Annotated in this window: 7 protein-coding genes; 2 read left to right on the plus strand and 5 right to left on the minus strand. The window is 70.4% G+C overall.

Annotated features, from left to right (window positions below; all coding sequences use genetic code 11):
- Window positions 1-64 precede the first annotated feature (64 nt).
- Genes glgB through treS form a run of 3 tightly spaced genes read right to left on the minus strand, consistent with a single transcriptional unit; the run spans window position 65 to window position 5,462 of the window.
- Complete coding sequence (gene glgB, locus ACTHMS_RS00800) at window positions 65-2,353, minus strand: 1,4-alpha-glucan branching protein GlgB (RefSeq protein ID WP_440304775.1); 2,289 nt, start codon at window positions 2,351-2,353, stop codon at window positions 65-67.
- On the minus strand, window positions 2,350-3,759 hold the full coding sequence (locus tag ACTHMS_RS00805) for a maltokinase N-terminal cap-like domain-containing protein (RefSeq protein WP_440304776.1): 1,410 nt from the start codon (window positions 3,757-3,759) through the stop codon (window positions 2,350-2,352). The genes glgB and ACTHMS_RS00805 overlap by 4 nt, the downstream gene beginning before the upstream one ends.
- Window positions 3,756-5,462 carry a maltose alpha-D-glucosyltransferase gene (gene treS, locus ACTHMS_RS00810; RefSeq protein ID WP_440304777.1) on the minus strand — a complete coding sequence of 569 codons (1,707 nt, stop codon included), beginning with the start codon at window positions 5,460-5,462 and terminating at the stop codon, window positions 3,756-3,758. The genes ACTHMS_RS00805 and treS overlap by 4 nt, the downstream gene beginning before the upstream one ends.
- Window positions 5,463-5,541: 79 nt before the next feature.
- Between treS and ACTHMS_RS00815 the strand changes: the two genes are divergently transcribed.
- A complete protein-coding gene (locus ACTHMS_RS00815) occupies window positions 5,542-6,405 on the plus strand; it encodes an LLM class F420-dependent oxidoreductase (protein WP_440304778.1) in 864 nt (287 codons plus the stop codon).
- A gap of 5 nt (window positions 6,406-6,410) precedes the next feature.
- Here ACTHMS_RS00815 and ACTHMS_RS00820 read toward each other — a convergent pair whose 3' ends face one another.
- Together ACTHMS_RS00820 and ACTHMS_RS00825 are read right to left on the minus strand one after the other, a co-directional pair.
- Window positions 6,411-6,830, minus strand: a complete 420-nt coding sequence (locus tag ACTHMS_RS00820) for a nuclear transport factor 2 family protein (RefSeq protein ID WP_440304779.1) — start codon at window positions 6,828-6,830, stop codon at window positions 6,411-6,413.
- A gap of 8 nt (window positions 6,831-6,838) precedes the next feature.
- Window positions 6,839-8,851, minus strand: a complete 2,013-nt coding sequence (locus ACTHMS_RS00825; RefSeq protein ID WP_440304780.1) for an alpha-1,4-glucan--maltose-1-phosphate maltosyltransferase — start codon at window positions 8,849-8,851, stop codon at window positions 6,839-6,841.
- A gap of 133 nt (window positions 8,852-8,984) precedes the next feature.
- On the opposite strand from ACTHMS_RS00825, the gene glgP reads away from it, so the two are divergent.
- Window positions 8,985-10,322: alpha-glucan family phosphorylase (gene glgP / locus ACTHMS_RS00830; protein ID WP_440304781.1), on the plus strand; the 1,338-nt coding region annotated here is incomplete at its 3' end.

Genomic DNA, 10,322 nt, shown 5'->3' on the forward strand with positions numbered 1-10,322 from the left:
CCCAGGGGGGAGAGACCCCCCCACCCCCCCCCCCCCCGGGGCCGGGGGACAAGCGGCCGTTCGGTCAGGCGGGCTGGGCCTCGGGGTCGATGTCGCCGTCCTCGCCGCGGTCGAGCACGGGGTCGGCGGCCGACAGCTCGGTGATCACCTCGGCCTCGGCCACCACCTCGGCGGGTTCGGTCGCGGCCAGCGCGGAATCGCCCGCGGCGGCGTAGCGCAACCAGACCGTGCCGAGCGGGGGCAGCCGCAGCCTGGCCGACGCCGGCTGGCCGTGCCACGACGAGTCGACGGCCGTCACGCGGCCGAAGTTGCCGACTCCTGAGCCGAGGTACTCGGCGGCGTCGGTGTTCAGCACCTCGTCCCACTGGCCGGCGAACGGCAGGCCGACCACGTAGCCCTCGTGCGGCACGGGGGAGAAGTTCGAGATGCAGGCGAGCACCGAGCCGTCGTCGCCGAAGCGCAGGAACGAGTAGACGTTGCCCGAGGCGTCGTTGGCGTCGATCCAGTGGAAGCCGTCGGGCTGGTGGTCGCGCGACCACAGCGCGGAGGTCTGCCGGTAGACGCCGTTGAGGTCGGTGATCAGGCGCTGGATGCCGCGGTGGTCGGCACCGTCGAGCAGCCACCAGTCGAGCGAGCGCGACTCGGCCCACTCGCCGCCCTGGCCGAACTCCTGTCCCATGAACAGCAGCTGCTTGCCGGGGTGCGCCCACATGTACGCGTACAGGCAGCGCAGCGTCGCCATCTGCTGCCACCGGTCACCGGGGATCTTGTTGAGCAGCGAGCCCTTGCCGTGCACGACCTCGTCGTGCGACAGCGGCATCACGAAGTTCTCGGTGTACGCGTACATCATCGAGAACGTCAGGTCGTTGTGGTGCCACTGCCGGTGCACCGGCTCCTTGCTGATGTAACGCAGGGTGTCGTTCATCCACCCCATGTCCCACTTGAAGCCGAAGCCCAGGCCGCCGAGGTGCGTGGGGCGCGTGACGCCCGGCCACGACGTGGACTCCTCGGCGATGGTGATCGCGCCGGGCACCCGCTTGCCGACCGTCGCGTTCATCTCCTGCAGGAACGAGACGGCGTCGAGGTTCTCGCGGCCGCCGTACTTGTTCGGCAACCAGGCATCGGCCGGACGCGAGTAGTCGAGGTAGAGCATCGAGGCCACCGCGTCGACACGCAGCCCGTCGACGTGGAACTCCTCGAGCCAGTAGAGCGCGTTGGCCACGAGGAAGTTGCGCACCTCGTTGCGTCCGAAGTCGAAGACGTAGGTGCCCCAGTCGAGCTGCTCGCCGCGGCGCGGGTCGGCGTGCTCGTACAGCGCAGTGCCGTCGAACCGGCCGAGCGCCCATGAGTCCTTCGGGAAGTGCGCCGGCACCCAGTCGACGATGACGCCGTACCCCGCCTGGTGCAGCGTGTCGATGAGGTACCGGAAGTCGTCCGGCGTCCCGAAGCGCGCCGACGGCGCGTAGTACGACGACACCTGGTAGCCCCACGAGCCGCCGAACGGGTGCTCGGCCACCGGCAGGAACTCCACATGCGTGAAGCCGGTCTCGTCGAGGTAGCGGACGAGCTCGTCGGCGAGGTCGCGGTACGACAGCCCCTGCCGCCACGACCCGATGTGCACCTCGTAGATCGACATGGGCGCCTTGTGCCACGGGGTGTCCGCGCGGCGCTTGAGCCACTCGTCGTCCGACCACTCGTACCGCGACGTCGTCACCACCGACGCGGTGGCCGGCGGTACCTCGCAGGCGAACGCCATCGGGTCGGCCTTCAGCCGCCATTGGCCGTCCTGGCCGAGGATCTGGAACTTGTAGCGGCAGCCGTCGCCGACGCCGGGCACGAACAGCTCCCACACACCGGACGCGCCGAGCGAGCGCATCGGCAGGGCGCGTCCCGACCAGTAGTCGAAGTCGCCCGCCACGCGCACACCCTGCGCGTTCGGCGCCCACACCGCGAACGAGGTGCCGGTGACCGGGCCGTTCGGGGTGTCGTAGGTGCGCACGTGCGCGCCGAGCACCTCCCAGAGGTTCTCGTGGCGTCCCTCGCCGATGAGGTACTGGTCCATGTCGCCGAGCGTCGGCAGCCAGCGGTACGGGTCGTCGACCGTGTGCGTGCCGGTGCCGTAGGCGACCTCGAGCCGGTAGTCGCCGGGCGGGCCGTCGACGGTGCCCTCGAAGATGCCGCCGTCGTGGATCTTCTTCAGCGGCGTGCGCTTGCCGTCGACGACCGCCGTGACCGACGCGGCCTCCGGACGCAGGGTGCGGATGACCGTGACCTTGCCCGAGGGGTGGGCGCCGAGCACGCTGTGCGGGTCGTGGTGCCGGCCGTCGACGATGCGGTTCAGGTCGTCACTCATGCGTTGCCTCCTGTGCTGGCGGGCGGCGTGACGAGCACGCGCAGCGACGTCAGCGGGATCGTCAACCAGGACGGTCGGTTCCGTGCCTCGTACACCGCCTCGTACACCGCCTTCTCGACCTCGAACGCCCGGATGACGTCCGCGTTGGCAGCGGCGTCTCCGCCGTCCGCCGCCTCGGCGGAGGCATACCCATCCAGGTAGGCGGCGCGGTTGCGCTGTGACCATTCTTCGGCGCGGTACTGCAACTGGGGTGTCGGGCTGAGTTCCTCGACCAGTCGGTGGTAGCCCGCGTAGGTGAACGAGCGCAGCATGCCGGCGACGTCGCGCAGCGGCGAGTCGTACTCGCGGCGGCTGGCGATGTCGGCCATCGGCTCGCCCTCGAAATCGATGAGCACCCACCGGTAGACGGTGCGCAGCACCTGCCCGAGGTGCAGGTCGCCGTGGATGCGCTGCACCGGCAGCCCCGCCGCGCCGGCCTCGGCCGCCTCGTCGTAGAGCCCGCGGATGCCGTCCTCGAGCTCGGCGAGGTCGGGCACCACGGCCAGGGCGTCGTCGAGCTTCGAGCGCATGAGGTCGACCCGCTTGGCCCAGTCGGCCGCGCTCATGCGATCGGTGCCGAAGGCCCGGGCCAGGTCGGCGTGCGTCTCGGCGACGGCCATGCCGAGGCGCTCGGCCTCGGCCGCGAAGTCACCGCCGGCCTCGTCGGCGTGCAGGTCGGCCTCGGCCATGAGGTCGAGCACGCTGTGCGTGGCCTGCTGCCAGCCGTCGCTGGCCGTCGTCATGAACTCCTGCAGCATCGCCAGCGACGTGGTGCCGTCGGGCAGCTCGGCCGTCACATGGCCGAAGAGCCGCGGGATGTGCTTCGCGCCGAGCTCGGTGAGCCGCTCGGTCACCTCGACGTCCGGGTTCACCCCCGGCTGCAGTCGGCGGAACACCTTCATGATCGCCGTGTCGTCGAAGACGAGCGAGGTGTTCGACTGCTCGCCGGACATCACCAGGCTCGCGGCCTCGACCGGGATGTCGTCGGCGGCGACGCTGCGGTGGAAGGCGATCGGCCCGCCGGCCTGCTCGTCGCGCACGCCGGTGAGCCACGCGCCGGTGATCTCCTTGTCGTGCAGGGCGTCGTAGACCCAGCGCGGCCCGTCAGCCCCGTCGACGGTGCCGAGCAGCACGTGAGCGAGCGGCTCGCACACCTCGTCCTTCAGCACGAGCGGCACCTGGTACTGCTCGCGCACCCCGTCGACGTACTCGACGGTGGCGATCCAGACCGTGGCCTCGCCGACCGGGCCGAGCGGCTCGGCCGACAACCCCGCGATGTCGCGTCCCTTCCCGCCGAACCAGCGCTGTTGCGGCAACCACGCGTCCAGCAGCGGTCGGATCTGGTCGGCGGTCATGCCCGCGGTCATGTCGACACCTCGTCCTCGGGTCGGCGGCGGGGGATCCGCAGCCAGTAGAAGCCGTGCCCCGCCACGGTCAGCAGGTACGGCAGCTCGCCGATGCGCGGGAAGTGCGCACCGCCGAGCAGCTCGATCGGTTCGACGCCCTGCCACGGCCGCAGGTCGAGCTCGACCGGCTGGGCGAAGCGCGAGAGGTTGTTGACGCAGAGCACGATGTCGTCGCCGAACTCGCGCACGAAGCTCAGCACCGACGGGTTGCTGCCGCCGATGTCGGTGAACGTGCCCATGCCGAACGCCGGGTTCGCCTTGCGCACCTGCAGCATCCGCCGCGTCCAGTGCAGCAGGCTGGACGAGTTGCGCGTCTGCGCCTCGACGTTGGTGACCTGGTAGCCGTAGATCTGGTCCATGTTCACCGGCAGGTAGAGCCGGCCCGGGTCGCAGGTCGAGAAGCCGGCGTTGCGGTCGGGCGTCCACTGCATCGGTGTGCGCACGCCGTCGCGGTCACCGAGCCAGATGTTGTCGCCCATCCCGATCTCGTCGCCGTAGTAGAGCACCGGCGAGCCGGGCAGCGAGAAGAGCAGCGCGTTGAACAGCTCGATCTGGTTCAGGTCGTTCTCGAGCAACGGGGCGAGGCGGCGCCGGATGCCGATGTTCGCCTTCATCCGTGGGTCCTTGGCGTACTCGGCCCACATGTAGTCGCGTTCCTCGTCGGTGACCATCTCGAGGGTCAGCTCGTCGTGGTTGCGCAGGAAGATGCCCCACTGGCAGTTGTCCGGGATCGCCGGCGTCGAGGCCATGATCTCCGAGATCGGGTAGCGCGACTCGCGCCGCACGGCCATGAAGATGCGCGGCATGACCGGGAAGTGGAAGGCCATGTGGCACTCGTCGCCGCCCACCGACGAGTCGCCGAAGTAGTCGACGACGTCCTCGGGCCACTGGTTGGCCTCGCACAGCAGGATGCGGTCGGGGTAGTCGCGGTCGATCTCCTTGCGCACCCGCTTGAGGAACTCGTGGGTCTCGGGCAGGTTCTCGCCGTTCGTGCCGTCACGGACGTAGAGGTACGGCACGGCGTCGAGCCGGAAGCCGTCGATGCCGAGGTCGAGCCAGAACCGCAGCGCGTCGATGATGTCGTTCTGCACGCCCGGGCAGTCGAAGTTCAGGTCGGGCTGGTGACTGAAGAAGCGGTGCCAGAAGTACTGCTTGCGCACCGGGTCGAACGTCCAGTTCGACGGCTCGGTGTCGACGAAGATGATCCGCGCGTCCGGGTAGCGGGTGTCGTCGTCGTTCCAGACGTAGTAGTCGCCGTAGGGGCCGTCCGGGTCGTTGCGGCTGGCCTGGAACCACGGGTGCTGGTCGCTCGTGTGGTTCATGACGAAGTCGACGATGATGCGGATGCCGCGGGCGTGCGACTCGTCCAGCAGCGCCTTGAAGTCGTCGATGGTGCCGAAGTCCTCGAGGACGCCGGTGTAGTCCATGACGTCGTAGCCGCCGTCACGCAGCGGGCTGGGATAGAACGGCGGCAGCCACAGGCAGTCGACGCCCAGCCATTGCAGGTAGTCGAGCTTGCCGCGCAGGCCGCGCAGGTCGCCGCTGCCGTCGCCGTTGCTGTCGGCGAAGCCGCGCACGAGCACCTCGTAGAAGACGGCGCGCTTGAACCAGTCCGGTTCGGGGCGGACACCGAGCGTCGGGTTCGTCTCGGACGTGTTGGTCACGTACACCTTCCTAGCCGTTCGGAGGGGGCACCGAAACAGGGGGCCGCGACCCGCTCGGCGATCGCGACATACTGGACGGGTGAAACTGGGCCTGCACATCTCGAGCTTCGACTTCGACGGCGGGCCGGACGGCCTCGCCGACGCGCTGCGGCGGGTCGCGACGACCGCCGAGGACGTCGGGTTCAGGCGCATCAGCGTGATGGACCACGTCTTCCAGATCTCGCACCTCGGCCCGCCCGAGGCGCCGATGCTCGAGGCCTACACGGCGCTGGGCTACCTCGCCGCGTGCACGTCGTCGGCCGAGCTGCTCGCCTGGGTGACGGCGGTGACCTACCGCGACCCGGGGTTGCTCGCGAAGGCCGTGACGACCCTCGACGTGCTCTCTGGCGGACGCGCCATCCTCGGCATCGGCGCGGGGTGGAACGAGGAGGAGGCCGAGGGGCTCGGGCTGTTCCTGCCACCGCTGGCTGAGCGCTTCGAGCGGCTCGAGGAGGCGCTGCAGATCGTGCAGCAGATGTGGTCGTCGTCCGACGCGCCGTACGAGGGGAAGCACTACCGCCTCGGACGCACCCTCAACTCGCCCGCGGCCCTGCGGCAGCCGCACCCGCCCATCCTCATCGGTGGCGGCGGCGAGCGGAAGACGCTGCGGCTCGTCGCGCAGTACGCACAGCTGTGCAACCTCTTCGCGGCCCCTGACCTCGCGCACAAGCTCGAGGTGCTGCAGCAGCGGTGCGCCGAGGTTGGGCGTGACTACGCCGAGATCGAGAAGACGATCATGTGGCGGCTGCCGGCCGACCCCGACTGGCAGGCGGTGCTGGCCGAGTTCGCGGGCTACGCCGAGCTCGGTGTGCAGCACATCCACCTCGGCGTCCCGGGCGCCGACCGGCCAGGACGGCTCGAGGAACTCGGCGAGCGGCTCGTCGCGCCCGCCACCGCGCTGTAGGCGGCTCAGCCCGGCGCCGCGCCGTCGGCGACGAGGCCAGCGAGCACGGCCTGGCCGACGGCCTGCGCTGCCGACATCGGGCGCAGCATGACGGTGAAGCTGTCGATCAGCCCGCTCGCGTCCGCCTGCATGAGGTCGATGCCGTGCACCTGCTTGCCGGCGACCTGGCAGCGGAAGACGAGCACGTGCGTGCCGGTCGGCTCGCCGCCGGCGCCGTGCTCGACCTCGCCCGTGAGCTCGCCGACGTAGCGGAAGTCCTCGAAGGTGCGCAGCAGCACGGCGAACAGCGCGCCGACCTCGGCCTTGCCGGCGAACGGCGTGAACTTCACCGGGCTGAACAGCCGGATGTCGTCGGTGAAGCACGACATGATCGCGTCGTGGTCGTTCGCCTCGACCGCCGCCCGGAACCGCCCGTACACGTCCATGGCGGCGCTCAGGCGGGGGTGACGTGGAAGATGTGCGCGGGGCGCCAGATCGGGTCGAGACGCACGTAGTCGTACTGGCCCCACTCGTACTCCGAGCCGTCGAGCAGGTCGCGCACGTGGATGCGGCCGTCCCACGGCACGCCCATCGCCTCGAGGTCGAGGCTCACCGTCGCCTCGTGCCACGCGTGCGGGTCGGTGAGGCAGACGACGAGCACGGTGTCGCCGCTGACGGTGTCGTGCTTGCTGAACGCGGTGATGTGCTCGTTGTCGACGCGGTGGATGTAGAGGTTGCGCAGTTCCTGCAGCGCCGGGTGCTCGCGGCGGATGCGGTTCAGCGTCGTGATGAGCGGGGCGAGCGAGCGTCCGTCGGCCGCCGCGCCGGCGAAGTCGCGGGGCCGCAGCTGGTACTTCTCGGACGCGAGGTACTCCTCGCTGCCCGGGCGCACGGGCAGGTGCTCGTACAGCTCGTAGCCGCTGTAGACGCCCCACGACGGCGAGAGCATCGATGCGAGCACCGCGCGGATCGCGAACGCGCCCGGCCCGCCGTTCTGCAGGTACGCGTGCAGGATGTCCGGCGTGTTGACGAAGAAGTTCGGACGCATGTAGTGCGCCGCGTCGACCAGTTCCTGCGCGTACTCCTCGAGCTCGGCCTTGTCGTTGCGCCAGGTGAAGTACGTGTAGCTCTGGTGGTAGCCGACCTTCGCGAGCTCGTGCATCATCGCCGGACGCGTGAACGCCTCGGCCAGGAAGACGATCTCGGGGTTGGTCTTGCGCACCTCGCCGAGCAGCCACTGCCAGAAGTTGATCGGCTTCGTGTGCGGGTTGTCGACACGGAAGATCGTGACGCCCTGGTCGATCCAGTACCGCACGACGCGCAGCACCTCGGCGGACAGGCCGTCGGGGTCGTTGTCGAAGTTGATCGGGTAGATGTCCTGGTACTTCTTCGGCGGGTTCTCGGCGTACGCGATCGTCCCGTCGGGCAGCGTGGTGAACCACTCGGGGTGCTCGGCCACCCACGGGTGGTCGGGTGCGCACTGCAGCGCGAGGTCGAGCGCGACCTCGAGATCGAGCTCGCGCGCCCGCGCCACGAAGGCCCGGAAGTCGTCGATGGTGCCGAGGTCGGGGTGCACGGCGTCGTGCCCGCCGTCCTTCGACCCGATCGCCCACGGCGACCCGACGTCCCACGGGTCGGGGGTGGTCGTGCCGCCCGGTGCGATCGCGGTGTTCGGGCCCTTGCGGTTCACCTCGCCGATCGGGTGGATCGGCGGCAGGTAGACGACATCGAAGCCGAGCGAGGCGACGTAGTCGAGGTGCTCGGTGGCGTCCTTGAAGGTGCCGTGCCGGACCGGCTTCGCAGGGTGGTCGGGGTCGTTGGCGAGCTCGGCGCCGATCGAGCGGGGGAAGAACTCGTACCAGCTGCCGAACAGCGCCCTCGGCCGGTCGACCCAGAGCGGGTACGCGGGCGACTTGGTGACCAGCTCGCGCACCGGGAAGTCGTGCGCGAGGCGCTGCAGGTTCTCGTTCAGCGCCGGCGCGACCCGCTGGCCGACGTCGAGGTCGGTGTTGCGCAGGGCGGCGGCCGCCTCGAGGGCGCTGCCGCGGTACTCCTTCGGCAGCGTCTTGGCGAGCCGCTCGAACAGCCGGGCCCCGACCTCGAGGTCGTTGGCGAGCTCGTCGGCGCCCTGGCCGGCCGCCATCTTCACCGTCACCGCGTGGTGCCAGGTGGCCATGGGGTCGGACCACGCCTCGACGACGAACGACCAGAGGCCGCCGGCGTCGGCGCGCACGGTGGCGTGCCAGCGGTCGGTGCCCGTCGCACCCGGACGCATGCGCACCGTCGAGTGCACCTTCCGCGCCGGGTCGCGCAGCACGACCGTCGCGGCGACGGCGTCGTGTCCCTCGCGGAAGACGGTCGCCGAGACCGGCACCGCCTCGCCGACGACGGCGTGCGCGGGGAATTCGGCCGTCGTCGTCGAACCGACGACGGGGGAGACAGAGGCGAGTCCGATGCGTCCGACCACGAGGCGAACCTACCCAGGTGCAGCGCCGCCGTAAGCCCCTACTTCGTGACGCCCGGGACGACACCTCGTCGGAGGGCGGGATCTACCCGGTCGTGACCTGAAAGCGCTGTCGGAGGTGCTAGCGTCCGACGCTGTGAGAGCTCTGCGTCGTCTGACCGTCCGCGCCGCCTTCCCGCGCGAGCTGACCAAGCTGGGTGACCTGGTGGCGAACCTGCGCTGGTCGTGGCACCCCGAGTCGCAGGACCTGCTCGAGGCCGTCGACCCCGACCTCTGGCAACGGTGCAACCACGACCCGCACCAGATGCTGGGCGAGGTCAGCGCCGAGCGGTTCGCGCAGCTCGCATCCGACCGGAAGTTCATCCGGCGGCTGAACGACCTGCACGACGACCTCACCGACTACCTGACCCAGCCGCGCTGGTACCAGAAGCAGGCGCAGGACGACTGGCCCGCGGCGATCGCCTACTTCTCGGCCGAGTTCGGTATCACCGAGGTGCTGCCGCAGTACTCCGGCGGTCTCGGCATCCTGGCCGGCGACCACCTCAAGGCCGCCAGCGACCTCGGCGTGCCGATCATCGGCGTCGGCCTGCTCTACGGCTCGGGCTATTTCCGCCAGTCGCTCTCGCGCGACGGCTGGCAGCTCGAGATGTACCCGAGCTACGACCCGCAGGGCCTGCCGGTCAAGGAGCTCAAGGACGCCGACGGTGCGCCCGTGCGCGTGCAGATCGCGCTGCCCGAGGGGCGCACGCTGCACGCGCAGGTGTGGGTGGCGCAGGTCGGTCGCGTCCCGCTGCTGCTGCTCGACAGCGACATCGAGGACAACGACCAGCAGGCCCGCACCGTCACCGACCGCCTCTACGGCGGCGGCGAGGAGCACCGGTTGCTGCAGGAGCTGCTGCTCGGCGTCGGCGGTGTGCGTGCGGTGCGCGCGTACTGCGCGGTCAGCGGCACGCCGGCACCGACGGTGTTCCACGCCAACGAGGGGCACGCGGGCTTCCTCGGCGTCGAGCGCATCCGCGAGCTGGTCGACGGCTACGGGCTGAGCTTCGACGAGGCGCTGCAGGCGGTGCGCGCCGGCACGGTCTTCACCACGCACACCCCGGTGCCCGCCGGCATCGACCGCTTCCCACGTGACCTCATCGCCACCTACCTGCCGGGGCTCGGCTCGTCGCTGCCGGCCGACCGCATCCTCGCGCTCGGTGCCGAGGTCGACCCGACGCGCTTCAACATGGCGCACATGGGCCTGCGCCTCGGGCAGCGTGCGAACGGTGTGTCGCTGCTGCACGGCGAGGTCAGCCGCGGCATGTTCAACGACCTGTGGCCGGGCTTCGACCAGGCCGACGTGCCGATCACCTCGGTGACCAACGGCGTGCACGCCCCGACGTGGGTGTGGCGGGGCCACCCCGAGAACGCCGAGCCCGGGGTCGGGCCCGCGATCCTAGCCGAGGGGGGCGGCGGGGCGGGCATGGCCCGC

Origin of the sequence: Jatrophihabitans sp. (assembly GCF_051960575.1) — a bacterium.
GTDB lineage: Bacteria > Actinomycetota > Actinomycetes > Mycobacteriales > Jatrophihabitantaceae > JBQCEE01.